Consider the following 16,303-nt stretch of genomic DNA (forward strand, 5'->3'; position numbering starts at 1 on the left):
TATAACAATCACTTGTACTATCTTTTGATAATTTCAAATGAATATTAATTTATTTGCTTATGAATTGCCGTCTATAGGAAATAATATGACTCAAGATCAACAAAAACTTCCACGTTACAGTGGCATTGCAACTTTTATGCGCTCTCCTTACCAGCCTTCATTAGAGAACGTTGATATAGGTTTAATTGGTGTTCCTTTTGATGGAGGTGTAACTAACCGAACTGGTACTCGTCATGGCCCTCGTGAAGTACGTAATCAATCGAGCTTAATGCGCACGGTAAATCAAAGTACAGGCGTTGCGCCATTTGACTTATGTCGTGTTGCTGATATTGGTGATGCATTACCTGATAACCCATTTGAATTAATACAAAGCCATAATGCAATTCAACGCTTTTATGAAGATGTTGTTGCAAGAGGAATAATGCCAATCTCAGCGGGTGGAGATCATTCTATTAGTTTGCCAATACTAAGAGCATTAGCAAAAGATGGCCCAGTTTCATTAGTCCATTTTGATGCGCATTGTGATACTGGAGATGATTATCTAGGCTCTAAATTTCATCATGGTTCACCTTTTAAAATTGCTGTTGAAGAAGGATTAATTGATCCAACCAAAACGATTCAAATTGGTATTCGTGGTTCAGTTACTGATAAAGATATTTGGAAATTCAGCCATGATAGTGGTATGCGAGTCATTTATATGGATGAGTTTTACAAGCTAGGAACGGAAGGCATTATTAAGGAAGTTCATAAACTAGTTGGAGATACGCCAGCTTATATTACTTTTGATGTTGATGGACTTGATCCTGCTTTTGCAATTGGCACTGGGACACCAGAAGTCGGTGGATTTACTACTTTTGAAGCATTACAAATGATTCGTGGTTTATCAGGGTTAAATGTCATTGGTGGTGATGTAGTTGAAGTTGCTCCTCCCTTTGACCCTTCAGGCGCAACAGCATTAGTGGGTGCAACCATGATGTTTGAAATACTTTGTGTCGCTGCAGAATCATTAGCAAACCGTAAAAAATCAGGAAGTTAATATGTTCGATTTTAGCGTTGTTTTAAAGTATAGCGACTCATTATTAAATGGTTTATGGACAACGGCTTGGATTTCGATTTTATCAATTTTGATAGGTTTTGTATTGGGTATTATTTTATGTTTGGGCAGGTTATCTTCACATACATTTATTCAATATTTTTGCAGAACCTATATTAGTGCAATAAGGGGCGCGCCATTACTAGTGCAACTCGCTATCATCTTTTATTTTCTTCCTTATTGGGGCATTAATATTCCGCCTATTGCCGCTGCGATTATTGCATTGTCAATGAATACGGCTGCTTTTCAAGCGGAGATATTACGCGATGGTTTCCAAGTGATTCCGCTTGGGCAAAAAGAAGCAGCTTGGAATTATGGTTATAGTTCATGGCAAAGTTTTCGTTATATTGAATTACCGCAGGTATTAAGAAATACATTACCTTCATTAACCAATGAAACGATAGATATTATAAAAAACTCTGCCTTAATTTCGACTATCGCGGTAACGGATTTAATGCGGATAACACAAACTTACTCTTCTACTACGTACCGTCCAATTGAATTTTTTGTCACTGCAGGTGTGTTGTATTTATTACTTACTTCTTGCATTAGTTTATTGGGGCGTTATATCGAATCCCGATTAACAACGCATTAGGAGACATTAAAATGGACTTTAGCCTTTTTGTAACTTATTGGCCAATCCTCTTAAAAGGGTTGCTATTTACACTTTATATTTGCTCACTAGGTATCGTTTTCGCGCTTGTTGGCGGTCTATTACTGCATTTAATGAGCCGTATTAAACTGCGTATAATTAGTTTTATTTACGTCACTTATCTCACCATTTTCCGTGGTAGCCCGTTGTTAGTACAAGTGTATTTAATGTATTACGGGGGCCCATTTGTTGGTATTGAATTAAGTGCTGAACAGGTCGGTATTTTAGGGTTGGGATTATATGGCTCTGCCTACTTTGCTGAAATATACCGTTCTGGTTTTGCTAGTGTGCCTAATGGCCAGGTGGAAGCCGCTTATGACCTTGGTTATTCACGGAGCAAGATATTAATACATATTCAATTACCTCAAATGTTGGGATTAATTATTCCACCGGGTATAAACCAAACGATTATCTTAATTAAAGAGTCGGCGATTCTTTCAATTATTACCGTTCCTGAGCTCACTACTGCTGCTGTAACAATGTCGACACAAACATTTAGTGTTATCGAACCTTATTTATTTTTAGCCGTTGCTTATTGGGTCATTACTTTCATTGTGGCAAAAATAGGTCATTGGTGTGAAAAAAGAGCAACAGTTCATTTGCTTCGTAGCGAATAAAAAACTCAGGAGGAGTTATGAAAAAAAGATCACATAAAGCAATTAAACTGGTTGATTTAAAAAAGCACTATGGTGATAACCAAGTATTAAAAGGTATCAATCTTGATATTAACTATGGTGAAGTTGTTTGCATTATCGGCGGTTCAGGTTCAGGCAAAAGCACCATGTTAAGATGTATGAATTTCCTCGAAAAATATGACGGAGGAGAAGTGCAAATTGATGGTAAATTAATAGGTTACGGTTCCGATGCTCAAGGAAATTTTCAACTAGCACCTAGTCAAATAGTACAAAAAGACCTTTCTGAAGTCTGCATGGTGTTTCAACAATTTAATTTGTGGCCACATATGAGTGTACTAGAAAACGTGATGTCTCCATTGATACTCGTTCACAAATTCAGCAAAAAAGAAGCCAAAGAAAGAGCTTTAAAAGTATTAAATAAAGTTGATATGGCACATAAAATTGATGCTTACCCAGGTCAATTATCAGGCGGACAACAGCAACGTGTTGCCATTGCTCGCTCTCTTGGTACTGAACCTAAAATTATGTTATTTGATGAGCCTACCTCTGCACTTGATCCTGAATTAGTTGGTGAGGTGTTAAAGGTAATGAAATCATTAGCACAAGATGGTATGACCATGGTGATAGTGACTCATGAAATGGGCTTTGCAGCACAAGTCTCTGATAAAGTGATCTTTCTTGCAAAGGGGTTAATTGAAGAACAGGGTGATCCTAAAATTCTGTTTACACAACCTAAATCAGATAATTTAAAAGCCTTTTTAAGCACTTGGACAGAGAGAAATAGTGGGATTGTTTAACCAAATAATATTGCTAATTTAACCCTTCCACTATCAATTTTACTATTAATTATACGATAATCTGCAGATGAAAAATTCAAATATCTACGCAGGTTATCGTTATCCAGCCCAAGAGCGGTTACAAAACCCAAGGCTTAAACCACAAACCACTTAGGAATCGTTACAAACTAACTTGTTCCACATTATTTTTAAAAAACGCAAACGACTGGTTATGTTAACCATAAAAGAACAAGTAACTTTGAAGCCGACTCTTAATCAACAAAGCAATTGAGATACCAAAATTCGACTCGTTTTTGCAGAGCAATTCTATTTTTTGTCTTTGTTAATTGTTTTTTTGATTATTAACAAACTTAAAACAACTCACCAGTAGTACTATTCAAGTCATTACATAACAAACCTTGTGTTTCAAAATTAAAATGATTATTTGTGTATTTAGTTGAACCGTAAGTCAGTAAAATTTATATTAAATAAATATCGAATATGGCTGCTTTCACCATAAAAATGAAAACTATTTAACTTAACAGTTTTAGTAATAACGGACTTGATTACATTTTATCGCCACTGAATAAGCATCAGTTAAACCTTAAAAATAACCTCAGTAAAATATATTTTTTGAATTGTAACTCAAGTGTGAAAATAGAAATTCTTTACAATCAGTGGGTTAGCTATATGAGACATAATAAGGCATTGATTTTTATCTAATTAATCACTATCGTAGTTCGAAAATACTAACCACTTAGCTAACGGAGCTTCGCTTAAATGCATTATTTCTGGGTGCCATTTTTACCCATGTTAGGGATTATCGTTCCCTTATTCGCCAATAAACTTAATCGTAGCGCATGTACGCTGGCAACTGCTTTGTTACCGGCTTTAGCGCTTTGCTTTATTTTCCTCGATTTACCCGCGGTATTGGCTGGGGAGTCTTTTAGCAAAAGCATTGAGTGGATCCCTCAATTAGGGTTGGCGTTATCATTTCGGCTTGATGGTTTAGCCGCATTATTCAGTATATTGATCTTAGGGATTGGTCTACTGGTTATTTTATATGCGCGTTACTATTTATCTGAAAAAGATCATATGGGGCGTTTCTACTGCTACTTGATTATGTTTATGGCGGCTATGCTCGGCATTGTTATGTCAAACAACATGTTACAGCTCTGGTTTTATTGGGAGTTAACCAGTATTAGTTCGTTCTTGCTCATTGGTTTTTGGTCACACAATAGTGATGCCCGTAAAGGCGCTAGAATGGCGCTTACTATCACTGGTGCTGGTGGTTTAGCGTTATTGGCTGGTATTATCCTATTAGGTCAAGTCGTCGGTAGTTACGAATTAGACGTCGTCCTCAACAGTGGTGAGTTGGTAAAACAAAGCCCTTATTATATTGCTATTTTAAGTCTATTTTTGATTGGTGCATTTACTAAGTCTGCCCAATTCCCATTCCACTTTTGGTTGCCTCATGCGATGGCTGCTCCTACACCCGTCAGTGCTTATTTACACTCGGCGACTATGGTAAAAGCAGGTATTTTCTTATTAGCACGTTTTTATCCAGTATTAGCAGGGACGGAAACGTGGTTTGTAGTGGTCTCGTTAACTGGTTTATTTACTATGTTATTGGGGGCTTACACCGCATTATTTAAACATGATTTAAAAGGGTTATTAGCTTACTCGACCATCAGTCATCTTGGCTTGATCGTACTGTTACTTGGTTTAAATACTGAATTAGCTGCGATTGCTGCAATATTCCACATCATGAATCATGCCGTTTTTAAAGCATCATTATTTATGGCTGCTGGTATTATTGATCATGAATCTGGTTCACGAGATATGCGTAAAATTAATGGGTTATGGAAATACATGCCTATTACCGCAACGTTAGCCATGGTGGCCTCTGCATCGATGGCGGGTGTGCCTCTGCTTAATGGATTTTTATCTAAAGAGATGTTCTTTGCTGAAACCTTAGAGCAAAGCATTTTAGGCTCTATGTCTTGGTTAATTCCTGTATTAGCAACGATTGCTGCTGCCTTTTCTGTCGCTTATTCACTGCGCTTTATTCATGATGTGTTCTTTAACGGAGAGCCTAAAGGCTTAACTAAAACGCCACACGAGCCACCACGTTATATGCGTGTTCCTGTGGAAATTTTAGTGACGATTTGTTTGTTGGTTGGTATTTTTCCTAACTACACTATTGGCCCATTGTTACAAAGTACTTCATTGGCAGTGCTTAACCATACGTTACCTGAATATAGCTTAGCCATTTGGCATGGATTGAATCTCCCGTTGTTAATGAGTGGGGTGGCGATTATGGGTGGTGTTGCGATTTACTTGAACCGTAAACATTTATTCAAATTTGCAGGGATGTTCCCAGATATTGACGCAAAATTGGTATTTGAAGATTGTATTCAAGCCTGTGTAACGTGGGCGCAAAAAATAACGATGATATTAGAAAACGGTTCATTACAACGTTATGCTTTTTGCCTTTGTTTTTTCGCTTTATTGCTGATCGCTCCGCCTTTGTTTGAACTCGATACAACGAGAGGAAGTTTGCCTGGTACACCTCTAAATGCTGCTGTACTAGTTGCTGCTATTTTGATTATTGCAGGTTCGCTCGCCACTATCATTTGGAGTCATTACCGTCTTATTGCTTTATTAATGTTGTCGCTAGTTGGTTTGGTGGTATCAATAACCTTCGCTTATTTCTCTGCTCCCGACTTAGCGCTTACTCAGCTCTCGGTAGAAATTGTAACGGTTATTTTGTTATTGCTGGCGCTTTATTTCTTCCCTCAGCAAACCCCTACGAGTAAAAGTCGTCCTAGTCATTTTGTCCGCGACTTAACCGTTGCGTCATTCATCGGTTGTATTATTGGTAGTATTTGTTTTGCTTTAATGACCCATCCTTTGGATAGTATTTCTGCGTTCTTCTTAGCCAATGCTAAAACAGGTGGTGGCGGAACCAATGTGGTGAACGTTATTTTGGTTGATTTCCGTGGTTTTGATACTTTTGGTGAGATAACCGTATTGGGGATTGCCGCATTAGGTATCCACAAGCTAATTGCTCGTATGCGTCTTTCTGTGCGCACTAAAGATTACGCTGGGCGATTATGGGCTAAAGACAAATATCCTGTATTATTATCGGTTGTCTCGCAAAGCTTGTTGCCACTATTTTTGCTTATTTCAGCTTATATCTTTATGCGCGGACACAATTTACCAGGCGGTGGTTTCATTGCTGGTTTAATTACTTCGATTGCACTCATTCAGCAATACCTAGCACACGGTGTTGATTGGATGGCTAAAAGAGTCAGTGTGAGTTATCACTATATGATCGCGATTGGACTCACGATCGCTGGATTAACTGGCTTGGGTAGTTGGATCTTTGATAGGCCGTTCTTAACCTCTTGGTTTGAATATGTTTCGTTACCTTGGATAGGTAAATTTGAACTTGCTAGTGCATTGGTATTTGATATCGGGGTTTATTTCACCGTGATCGGTGCGACACTGCTTATATTAGCGAGTTTAGGCAAGTTAACGACCACAGAACGACTCACAGTAGGAGAAAGATAATGGAATTAGTCTACGCAATTTGTGTTGGCTTCATGAGTACCTGTGGCATCTTTTTAATGCTACGTGGCCATACCTTTACGTTAGTTATTGGGCTTACTTTATTGTCTTACGCGGTTAACTTATTTCTATTTGCCAGTGGTGGATTAACTATCGGCGCACCTGCGGTATTGAGCAGCAGTGAAAATCATGCCGATCCACTACCGCAGGCGTTAGTACTGACGGCGATTGTTATTGGCTTCGCTATGACTGCTTTTGCTGTGATTTTAGCCATGCGAGGACGCGCAGATTTAGGCAGTGATCACGTAGATGGCATAGAACCTTTTGACCCTTTAGCTGAGGATAAATCCTAATGAGTTTGTTTGACCACTTAGTTATTTTCCCAGTATTAATACCTTTTTTTGTGGCTGTTGCTCTGCTTTTTCCTGGTTTAAGTAATTCCTTAAGAAAACAACGTGCCGTGAGCATCACCGCTAATATTTTAATGGTCGTGGTTGCCTTTTCGCTACTATTTAAAGTTGAGGCTCAAGGGATTCAAGTGTATGCACTTGGTGATTGGTCTGCGCCTTTTGGCATTGTATTAGTCGCTGATCTATTCTCGGTATTAATGGTGTGTTTAAGCGCTATTTTAGGCTTAGCGGTCACTATGTACGCGACTGCCGGAGAAGATAAAACAGGCGCCTTTTTCCACACTCTCATTATGTTCCAACTGATGGGGATTAACGGTGCATTTTTAACCGGAGATGCGTTTAACTTATTTGTATTTTTTGAAGTATTGTTAATAGCCTCATACTCTCTCATGATCCATGGAGGGGGCAAGCAACGGACACAGGCTAACATTCATTATGTATTCCTTAACTTAATTGGTTCATCGTTGTTTTTGTTTGCATTAGGCACGTTGTACGGGACTTTAGGGACACTTAACTTTGCTGACATGGCCGATAGAATTCCATTGCTTTCAAACAACGAGTTACTGATTGCCAAGTCAGGGGCTTTATTGTTATTGGCTGTTTTTGGTTTGAAAGCGGCAATGTTGCCTTTGCATTTTTGGTTACCTAAAGCTTACTCGTCTACCAGTACACCAGTAGCTGCATTATTTGCGATTATGACTAAAGTGGGTATCTATAGTATTTGGCGGGTGCATGGGGTGATATTTGGCGACCAAGCTGGTGAGCTCGCGAATATAGCCTTACCTTGGTTATGGCCGATCGCTTTACTAACTATTGTCGTTGGCTCTATTGCGGTACTCGCGAGTAAAAGTTTGCGAATACTTTGTAGTAACTTAGTGATTGTCTCAGTCGGCACGTTATTGGTGACCATTAGTTTGAATACGGTACAGGCTACTTCAGCTGGGATTTATTACTTAATACACAGTACCATCGCTTGTGCAGCTATGTTTTTGTTAGCGGGTTTAATTAAAGAACAACGTGGTCAAGCAGAAGACCGTTTTGTTGCCGCTAGAGCCATGCCGCAAGCAGGTGTTTTAGGCTTTATCTTTGCGTTATTAGCCATTGCTTTAATTGGTATGCCGCCGTTATCAGGGTTTGTTGGTAAAGCGTTAATTTTACAATCAGTGACTGAAGCAAGCCAAGCTCTGTGGGTTTTCCCATTGGTTCTCATCGGAGGGCTGATTGCTATGATCGCTTTATCACGTGCTGGTACGTCATTGTTTTGGAAAAATACTGGTGAAAAGACTAGCGCATTAAAAGGCCATCCTATGCAATATATCGCCATTGGTTTATTAGTCGCGATACTGCCTTTAATGGTCATTTTTGGTGGAACAGTCAATGACTATACACAACTGGCTGCAGAGCAACTTAAAGCAGGTCTAAGTTTGCAACAACTTAACGAGGTCGCTAAATAATGGACAAACTACGTAAATTCGTTTGGTTTCCTACGCCTTACCACAGCGTATTATTATGGTTGGTGTGGCAAATATTACATGATTTTAGTCGTGGACATATGGTGTTAGGTGCCGTGTTTGCTATTGTTATTCCTTGGATTGTCGCCCCTTTGAGCGAAGAAGCTGCGGTGGCAAAAAAACCTATTAAGGCATTGATGTATACGTTTCGTTTGTTAATTGATATTGCTGTCTCTAACTACGATGTAGCAAAGCGTGTATTACAAAGTAATCGCAGTTTAAAGCCTGCTTTCATTGCTGTGCCTTTAGATATTAAAGATCCTGTGCCACTCACTATTTTTACCAGTAGTGTTTCATTAACACCGGGTACGGTAAGTGTTGAGTTGTCTGATGACAGAAAATGGTTATACGTGCATGTGCTGCATCTTGAAGACGAACAGGCATTAATTAAGCTTATCAAAGATCGTTATGAAGCGCCTTTAAAGGAGATTTTCGGATGTTAACTTACGCTATACTGATTGCTTGTGCGTTAATTTGTTGTGCCTTAGCCTTAAATGCTTGGCGCTTAATTATTGGCCCGACTACACCAGACAGAATTATTGCTGTTGATACCATGTACATTAATAGCATTGCGCTGATTATTCTATTAGGGATTCATCAAGGCTCTGCCATTTATTATGAAAGTGCATTATTGATTGCGCTTCTTGGTTTTGTAAGTACTTCTGCTTTTTGTAAGTACTTATTGCGTGGCGATATTATCGAATAAGGAAAACAGATGAGTGTATTTTTAGAAGTAGTAGTGAGTGTTTTATTAGTGTTTGGTAGCATTATAATGCTAATCGGTTCTATTGGCTTAGCAAAGCTCCCTGATTACTTTACTCGCTTACATGCACCAACTAAAGCCAGTACGCTAGGCGTTGCCTGTATTTTAGTGGCATCAATGATATTTTTCAGCGTTCAACTTGGCCATGTAAACTTAAAAGAAGTCTTAATCACGATGTTTTTATTAATCACGGCTCCCGTTGCTGCACATATGTTAGGTAAAGCAGGCTTACACTACAAAGTGAAAATGATAGATAGTACCAAGAATCAACATTTAGCTAAAAAAGCCTATTTACAACAACATCCGGATGATAAGTAGTTCGTTTTTGTTTTGCAGTAAATAACGACAAGTAAAATACTATTGATTATTTCGACGTCACTCATTTCTACAATAGATGCAGGTAAAGTGGCATCTACAATTTAGATTTAGGCTGACGTTATCCCCTTTTCACGGCTTTCCCTAATAATTTTGTGATATCCAATTAGCTATTTTTTCATCGTTTTATAGCGTGGTTATTTAATGCTATTAAGAAATAGATCTGTTTTCATATAGCTTTCAAGCGCAGCGGAAAACTGTTTAATTGTTTTTACCTTGCTAGGTTTAGGGTTTCTATTAAATACATGATAACAAGCATACTCTGGTGGCTCTGTAGAAAGCTCTGATATTTTAACTGGATGAATTTTTTCAAACTTCCGGGCTATCCACACAGGGACTACCGCCCACTTTTCGTCTAGATCAAACATGGTGAATAATAACGAGACGGTATCAACACTAGAATACTCACTTTGATCATATTCCCACCAAAAGTTATGCCATATTTCATATTCTGGTATGTAAGAAAAGAGTATTTCATCTGATGTTTTTAAATCATGAGGGTGTACTGTTTTAGGATATTTTGACGATTCTGATGAAATAACGACCCCCCTAGATTTAAATAAAGGCGTAGCAATCGCATTCGGATATTTTAATGAATTAAGGGTAAATCCAATATCAATCTCATTACTTTCAATTAAGTCATAAATAGTCTTACTCCAATGAGAGCTGACATTGAGAGAAATAGCATTATTGTTATTGATAATATCTTTATAAAGGCTTGAAAAAAAACACGTGTTTAAGCTATCGATACTTGCTAGCTTTAAGTTCATTTTAGATTCTTGGAGTGTCCAAAGTTTCGTTTCGCTGTTTAGGGTTTTCCATCGAGTGGCGATCTCAATAAATTCCTCACCTTTTAGCGTTAGACTGACAAATTTTTCTCCTCGTGATCGAATCAAAAGCTCACAGCCTAACGCTTCCTCTAAAGATCGAATTCGATGGCTTACCGCTGATTGTGAAATAAAAAGATTTTTGGCCGCTATAGAAAGGTTTTTTGTTTCAGTAATCATCAAAAAAGTTTCCACTTGATCAATATTCATCGTTTAATCCCAAATAATTAAACATTAAAGTTATTAATATATAATTGCAATTTAATTCATTATTTTAATATTTAAAAGATTGATAGATTTAAATCCAAGCAAAATTTGTCCATATACAGTGCCTAGAAAGCGTACTTGAAGAGATAGATGCTATTGAAGTAAATAAACTGCTTAGTCACAACATAATGGTTAGGGATAGCGGACATTCAGGATCTATTTCACCAATCTAATAATGGATAAACAGATTAAACACGCTTTTGAAAGTGTGAAGGACAATCGTAATGAATAGCAATATAGAGCAAGGTGAGCTTTTTAGTGACTCACTATTAACAGAAATTAAAGAAAAATTTTATCACGTGGAATTTGATCCAATACAAAATAAAAAAAGAATATTTTTCGATAATTCTGGTGGCGCTTTTCGACTTAAAGCAGCAATTGATAAATTCAAACAATTAGATGAATTACCGGATTGTCCTGAGCATGGCAATAAGACGGCTACATGGTTAATGGATATACAAAAGGAAGGTTATAAATCAATTGAAACCATGCTTAATTTTGACAGCGGCAGTATCGTTACATCGTATACGGCGTCAATGGTTATGTTTGATATGGTTAGGGTCGTGATGGAGAACATCCCTGGCGGGAACGTAGTCACTACCATGCTTGAACATCCTTCAGCTTATGATGCAATGGTCTTTTATGCTGAAAAAAATGGTAAAGAACTGAGAGTTGCTAAAACAAACCCGTTAACCGGCGGTGTAGATGTTGAAGAAATAACAAAACTGATAGATGAAGATACCTGCTTATTATCATTTATGTATGCATCAAATGTGTCTGGTGCCTTGTTAGATGAAGAAAAGATTGTTGAACAGGCAAGAAAGATTAAACCGGATCTTTATATCGTTGCCGATGCCGTTCAACATGCGCCGCATGGCGTTATCGACGTTACAAAAGTGCCCGTTGATGGTCTTAACTTTGCGCCTTATAAATTCTTTGGCCCACGCGGTTTTGGTGTGGGCTACGTGTCAGAAAGACTCTCGAAATTACCGCACAACAAATTAGTCGCTAAACCACAAGATTGTTGGCAGCTTGGTAGCCCAGCTCCTGGGCATTTTGCTGCACTCACCGAAGTGATTAACTATGTCTGTTGGATAGGTGAGCAGTTTAATTCATCAGACAACAGAAGAACGCTTTTTGTTGAAGGGATGGAGCGCATCAAGCTACATGAAAGAGCCTTGATGAATGCAATGTTAGAGGGAACCGAAAACGTAGAAGGTCTTAGGCATATAGAAGGTGTACATGCCTACCTAGATTACAAAGACTTAACTAAGAAAGATTTCATTATGGCAATTGGCTTTGACAACATCGAGTATAAAAAGGCAGTAGGGATGTATGAGGAAGCTGGCATTATTGTCTTTGAGCGTCTGCTCTCAAGCCCTTATTCATCAAGAATGCTTGAATCATTTGATTTAAAAGGGGCTATTCGCGTTTCACCGATTCACTGCCAAAGCTTACAAGACGTTGAAGCGTTTTTGAAAACAACCAAAGTGCTTTGTAATAGTTGATAAAGCGATTACAAACACAAAAATATGCTGGATTGCCTTTGTCTGCAGTAGATCAAAATACTGATGAAGTTGAGTTTTATTCAGCGAATATTCTACGCCCTTTAGGTATTGAGTTAGCCGATTGCATATCGTGACTTATGTTAATACCAAAGAAATGGTGGGATTTTTTCTAGAGAAAATACTAGAAATGTTAAGAAAGTAAACATAGCAAAATACATTCATTTTAAACGACTATTTTAAGGATAAAATTTTATGTCTAGTAAAAGTAAACTTGCAAAACTATTTATGCCATCTGTTATTTGTTTAGCAGCTTCATTCAGTACCGCAGCTGTCAGTGCAGAACAAACTTATGTAAAAATAGGCACAGGAGGACAAACAGGTGTTTATTATGTTGCTGGTCAGTCTATATGTCGTTTAGTCAATAAAAAGACTGATGAACACGGTATTAAGTGTACTGCTCCGTCAACGGGCGGCTCTGTTGCTAATATTAATGGCGTTCGTCAAGGTCAGTTAGATTTTGGTGTTGCGCAATCAGATTGGCAGTCATATGCCTTAACAGGCACTAAGCATGCTTCCTTTATTGATCAAGGTAAATTTGAAGATTTGCGTGCTATATTTGGACTTTATAGTGAACCGTTGTTGCTCGTGCAGATTCAGGCGTGGAAACTTTTGATGATCTAGTTGGTAAACGTGTCAATCTTAGTAATCCAGGTTCTGGTACTCGCGGCACAATGGAAATTATTATGGCAGAAAAAGGGTGGACGCAGGACTCGTTCAAACTGGCTGCTGAGTTAAAAGTATCAGAGCAATCACAAGCATTATGTGACAATAAAGTTGATGTGATCTTAGTGAATGTTGGACATCCTTCTGGGGTTATTAAAGAAGCAACGACTTCTTGTGACACGAAAATAATACCTGTAACGGGTCCTGTTATAGACAAGCTTATGGCCGAGAATGATTTTTACGCACCAGCGATTATTAAAGGTGGTCTTTATAACGGTAATGATAACGATGTAAAAACATTTGGTAATTCAGCAACAATGGTCACTTCTGCAAAAGTTGATGACGAAGTTGTTTACCAAATGGTGAAAGCTGTTTTTGATAACTTTAAAAACTTTAAGCGTTTACACCCTGCATTTGCAAACCTAGATCCTAAAACAATGATCACCGACGGTTTGTCTGCTCCACTACATGATGGTGCTGTTCGTTATTACAAAGAGAAAGGTTGGATGTAATTTTTACCCTTCAATAAGAGATGCTTCTGCATCTCTTTTTTTATTTCAACTTTTCAGGGGCTTATATGATAAGTCCGCCTAAACAACCGACCCAAATTAATGATCAAGAACTTCAAGATATGGTCGCTGCCAACGATACTGGCGCACGTATTCCAGAAGGGTGGCAAGGTGTTTTATTACTTGGGACGGCGCTTATATGGTCATTGTTTCAGTTATGGGTCGCCTCTCCACTGCCTTATTATGATTGGCCTATTATTGGCAGTTTTGGTATTTTTAATGATACTGAAGTGCGTGCAATACATTTAGGTTTTGCAATCTTTTTAGCATTTACTGCGTTTCCTGCTACCTCTCGATCTCCGCAATATAGAGTGCCTCTGAATGATATCGTGCTTAGTATTATTGGCGCTTTTTGTGCTTCTTATCTCTTCACATTCTATGACCAACTTGTAGCGCGCCCTGGCTTACCCAATACACAAGATTTAATTGTGTCTGTTATTGGTATTCTACTTTTACTTGAAGCAACTCGACGGACGCTTGGACCTCCATTGATGATTGTGGCGATTGTCTTTTTAGTCTATTCCGTCGCTGGCCCTTATATGCCTGAAATTATTGCGCATAAAGGTGTGACATTAAAAGAGCTTGTTAATCACCAATGGTTAACCACTGAAGGCGTCTTTGGTATTGCAGTCGGTGTGTCGTCTAGTTTTGTTTTCTTATTTGTTTTATTTGGTGCTTTACTGGATAAAGCGGGTGCGGGTAATTACTTTATCCAAGTTGCCTTTTCGCTATTAGGACATATGCGCGGAGGCCCTGCAAAAGCGGCTGTTGTTGCTTCTGGGTTGACTGGGTTGATTTCAGGTTCATCTATTGCCAATGTTGTTACGACGGGCACATTCACTATTCCAATGATGAAACGTGTTGGTTTTTCTTCTGAAAAAGCTGGCGCGGTTGAAGTTGCTTCTTCTGTTAATGGCCAGATCATGCCACCTGTGATGGGAGCGGCTGCATTCTTGATGGTTGAGTATGTTGGTATTAGCTACGTTGAAGTAATTACGCATGCCTTTTTACCTGCACTGATTTCATACATTGCACTAGTTTATATCGTACATCTAGAAGCACTTAAACTAGATATGCAAGGGCTACCACGACGTAGTGCTGTTAAACCTTGGCATTTACGTGTGATGGGGTTATTGACAGGATTCATGGTGACCGCTGTTATTGCTGCAACCGTTTATTACGGAATAGGTTGGATAAAACCTGCTTTTGGTGATTATGCAGGGGTCGTTATTGCAGTGTTGCTCAGTGTTACTTACCTTTATTTGTTGCTCATTGCTTCTTCTGTTCCGGATTTAGTGTTAGATAACCCTGATTCTCCGATGCTTGAATTACCAGAAGTGGTGCCAACGGTTAAGTCTGGCTTACATTTTCTATTACCCGTTGTCGTACTCGTTTGGTGTTTGATGATTGAACGATTATCTCCTGGGTTATCAGCTTTTTGGGCAACAGTGCTCATGCTTTTCATCTTAATAACTCAACGTCCAATTATGGCCTTCTTTCGTCAACAAGAGGATTTAATGATCCAATTACGAAGAGGTGGGAGTGAGTTGGTAAAAGGCCTTATTGTCGGTGCACGTAACATGATCGGTATTGGCATTGCGACTGCAGCGGCCGGTATTATTGTCGGCGCCGTTTCGCAAACAGGCGTCGGTTCGGTATTGGCTGATCTTGTCGAAATACTGTCAATGGGTAACTTGTTATTGATGCTTATTTTAACTGCTGTTTTGAGCTTAATATTAGGGATGGGATTGCCAACCACAGCCAATTATATCGTTGTTTCATCATTATTAGCACCAGTGGTTGTGCTATTAGGTCAAGAGTCTGGCTTGATTGTCCCGTTAATAGCGGTTCATTTGTTTGTCTTTTATTTCGGTATTATGGCTGATGTAACACCACCTGTTGGGTTAGCATCTTTTGCTGCTGCCGCTGTTTCAGGAGGCGACCCGATTAAGACAGGGTTTGTTGCTTTTAATTACAGTTTACGTACTGCAGTATTGCCATTTCTATTTATTTTTAATACGGATCTATTACTAATAGAGGTGACTTGGTTAGAAGGTATTTTGGTTTTTGTTGTCGCCACCATGGCGATCCTCGTTTTTACTGCTGGAACGCAAGGGTTTTTCCTTACTAAGAGCCGCTGGTATGAATCTTTATTGATGATATTGATTGCATTCTCATTATTCCGCCCAGGTTTTTGGATGGATATGATTGTTGAGCCTTATCATCAGCTAGCACCTACAGAATTAGTACAGAATAATAGTCATATTGAATCTGGTGCTGCCGTGCGTTTTTGGGTTGATGGAGTGGACGGGGTTGGCAATGAACGATCATTTCTTGTCAGTATGACGTTAGGAGAAGGCGCTGATATTTCAGAACGTTTGGCTGAAGTTGGGATTGAGTTAATTAGTAAGGATGGACAAGTGATCGTGGATTATGTCGGTTATGACAGTCCTGCAGAACAAGCGGGTTTAACGTTTGATCAAGTGATTACCTTAGTAGAAATACCACAAGTGCAACCTATTAAACAACTTATTTATATTCCTACTTTCGCACTACTTGCTTTGGTGGTGTTCATTCAACGCCGCCGTAAACGATTGCTAATAAATAGTTAACTTTATGCA

14 protein-coding genes and 1 pseudogene are annotated in these 16,303 nt (G+C 38.7%); 14 read left to right on the forward strand and 1 reads right to left on the reverse strand.

Going from position 1 to position 16,303, the window contains the following annotated elements; genetic code table 11:
* Positions 1-85 precede the first annotated feature (85 nt).
* The 10 genes from speB (at position 86) to Q0794_RS01120 (ending at position 9,731) form a co-directional block, all read left to right on the forward strand.
* Entirely contained in the window at positions 86-1,036 is a 951-nt protein-coding gene (speB, locus tag Q0794_RS01075; RefSeq protein ID WP_298939540.1) for an agmatinase, read from the forward strand.
* Position 1,037: 1 nt separating this feature from the next.
* Positions 1,038-1,688 (forward strand): amino acid ABC transporter permease, encoded by a 651-nt coding sequence (locus Q0794_RS01080; RefSeq protein ID WP_298939541.1) that lies wholly within the window; start codon positions 1,038-1,040, stop codon positions 1,686-1,688.
* 11 nt (positions 1,689-1,699) lie between these two features.
* Positions 1,700-2,362, forward strand: a complete 663-nt coding sequence (locus Q0794_RS01085) for an amino acid ABC transporter permease (protein ID WP_298939542.1) — start codon at positions 1,700-1,702, stop codon at positions 2,360-2,362.
* A 17-nt stretch (positions 2,363-2,379) separates the two neighbouring features.
* Positions 2,380-3,177: an amino acid ABC transporter ATP-binding protein gene (locus Q0794_RS01090; RefSeq protein WP_298939543.1), complete on the forward strand. Its 798-nt coding sequence runs from the start codon at positions 2,380-2,382 to the stop codon at positions 3,175-3,177.
* A gap of 759 nt (positions 3,178-3,936) precedes the next feature.
* The gene (locus Q0794_RS01095; protein WP_298939544.1) at positions 3,937-6,732 is read left to right on the forward strand and encodes a monovalent cation/H+ antiporter subunit A; all 2,796 of its coding nucleotides are present in this window, start codon (positions 3,937-3,939) and stop codon (positions 6,730-6,732) included.
* Positions 6,732-7,082: a Na+/H+ antiporter subunit C gene (locus Q0794_RS01100; RefSeq protein ID WP_298939545.1), complete on the forward strand. Its 351-nt coding sequence runs from the start codon at positions 6,732-6,734 to the stop codon at positions 7,080-7,082. The genes Q0794_RS01095 and Q0794_RS01100 overlap by 1 nt, the downstream gene beginning before the upstream one ends.
* Positions 7,082-8,593, forward strand: a complete 1,512-nt coding sequence (locus Q0794_RS01105; RefSeq protein ID WP_298939546.1) for a monovalent cation/H+ antiporter subunit D — start codon at positions 7,082-7,084, stop codon at positions 8,591-8,593. Before Q0794_RS01100 ends, Q0794_RS01105 begins: the two co-directional genes overlap by 1 nt.
* Positions 8,593-9,093, forward strand: coding sequence for a Na+/H+ antiporter subunit E (locus Q0794_RS01110; protein WP_298939547.1), 501 nt, complete (start codon positions 8,593-8,595; stop codon positions 9,091-9,093). The genes Q0794_RS01105 and Q0794_RS01110 overlap by 1 nt, the downstream gene beginning before the upstream one ends.
* On the forward strand, positions 9,087-9,356 hold the full coding sequence (locus Q0794_RS01115) for a K+/H+ antiporter subunit F (RefSeq protein ID WP_298939548.1): 270 nt from the start codon (positions 9,087-9,089) through the stop codon (positions 9,354-9,356). The genes Q0794_RS01110 and Q0794_RS01115 overlap by 7 nt, the downstream gene beginning before the upstream one ends.
* 9 nt (positions 9,357-9,365) lie before the next feature.
* Positions 9,366-9,731: a Na+/H+ antiporter subunit G gene (locus tag Q0794_RS01120; RefSeq protein ID WP_298939549.1), complete on the forward strand. Its 366-nt coding sequence runs from the start codon at positions 9,366-9,368 to the stop codon at positions 9,729-9,731.
* 194 nt (positions 9,732-9,925) lie between these two features.
* On the opposite strand, the gene Q0794_RS01125 is transcribed toward Q0794_RS01120, so the two are convergent.
* On the reverse strand, positions 9,926-10,825 hold the full coding sequence (locus Q0794_RS01125; protein WP_298939550.1) for a LysR family transcriptional regulator: 900 nt from the start codon (positions 10,823-10,825) through the stop codon (positions 9,926-9,928).
* A 281-nt stretch (positions 10,826-11,106) separates the two neighbouring features.
* On the opposite strand from Q0794_RS01125, the gene Q0794_RS01130 reads away from it, so the two are divergent.
* From Q0794_RS01130 to Q0794_RS01145, 4 genes and pseudogenes are all read left to right on the forward strand, one after another.
* Positions 11,107-12,390, forward strand: a complete 1,284-nt coding sequence (locus Q0794_RS01130) for an aminotransferase class V-fold PLP-dependent enzyme (RefSeq protein WP_298939551.1) — start codon at positions 11,107-11,109, stop codon at positions 12,388-12,390.
* On the forward strand, positions 12,387-12,524 hold the full coding sequence (locus tag Q0794_RS01135; RefSeq protein WP_298939552.1) for a hypothetical protein: 138 nt from the start codon (positions 12,387-12,389) through the stop codon (positions 12,522-12,524). The genes Q0794_RS01130 and Q0794_RS01135 overlap by 4 nt, the downstream gene beginning before the upstream one ends.
* Before the next feature lie 151 nt (positions 12,525-12,675).
* A pseudogene (locus Q0794_RS01140) lies at positions 12,676-13,625 on the forward strand (TAXI family TRAP transporter solute-binding subunit).
* 65 nt (positions 13,626-13,690) lie between these two features.
* Positions 13,691-16,294 carry a TRAP transporter permease gene (locus tag Q0794_RS01145; RefSeq protein ID WP_298939553.1) on the forward strand — a complete coding sequence of 868 codons (2,604 nt, stop codon included), beginning with the start codon at positions 13,691-13,693 and terminating at the stop codon, positions 16,292-16,294.
* Positions 16,295-16,303: the final 9 nt, after the last annotated feature.

The sequence above is a fragment of the uncultured Psychromonas sp. genome (assembly GCF_947489755.1).
Lineage (GTDB): Bacteria > Pseudomonadota > Gammaproteobacteria > Enterobacterales > Psychromonadaceae > Psychromonas.

Excerpts from the sequence above, each read along its gene's own strand:
- Q0794_RS01100 (WP_298939545.1), top strand. The coding sequence starts at position 6,732 with ATGGAATTAGTCTACGCAATTTGTGTTGGCTTCATGAGTACCTGTGGC.
- Q0794_RS01105 (WP_298939546.1), top strand. The coding sequence starts at position 7,082 with ATGAGTTTGTTTGACCACTTAGTTATTTTCCCAGTATTAATACCTTTT.
- Q0794_RS01130 (WP_298939551.1), top strand. The coding sequence starts at position 11,107 with ATGAATAGCAATATAGAGCAAGGTGAGCTTTTTAGTGACTCACTATTA.
- Q0794_RS01145 (WP_298939553.1), top strand. The coding sequence starts at position 13,691 with ATGATAAGTCCGCCTAAACAACCGACCCAAATTAATGATCAAGAACTT.
- Q0794_RS01115 (WP_298939548.1), top strand. The coding sequence starts at position 9,087 with ATGTTAACTTACGCTATACTGATTGCTTGTGCGTTAATTTGTTGTGCC.
- Q0794_RS01085 (WP_298939542.1), top strand. The coding sequence starts at position 1,700 with ATGGACTTTAGCCTTTTTGTAACTTATTGGCCAATCCTCTTAAAAGGG.
- speB (WP_298939540.1), top strand. The coding sequence starts at position 86 with ATGACTCAAGATCAACAAAAACTTCCACGTTACAGTGGCATTGCAACT.
- Q0794_RS01080 (WP_298939541.1), top strand. The coding sequence starts at position 1,038 with ATGTTCGATTTTAGCGTTGTTTTAAAGTATAGCGACTCATTATTAAAT.
- Q0794_RS01125 (WP_298939550.1), bottom strand. The coding sequence starts at position 10,825 with ATGAATATTGATCAAGTGGAAACTTTTTTGATGATTACTGAAACAAAA.
- Q0794_RS01120 (WP_298939549.1), top strand. The coding sequence starts at position 9,366 with ATGAGTGTATTTTTAGAAGTAGTAGTGAGTGTTTTATTAGTGTTTGGT.
- Q0794_RS01090 (WP_298939543.1), top strand. The coding sequence starts at position 2,380 with ATGAAAAAAAGATCACATAAAGCAATTAAACTGGTTGATTTAAAAAAG.
- Q0794_RS01095 (WP_298939544.1), top strand. The coding sequence starts at position 3,937 with ATGCATTATTTCTGGGTGCCATTTTTACCCATGTTAGGGATTATCGTT.
- Q0794_RS01110 (WP_298939547.1), top strand. The coding sequence starts at position 8,593 with ATGGACAAACTACGTAAATTCGTTTGGTTTCCTACGCCTTACCACAGC.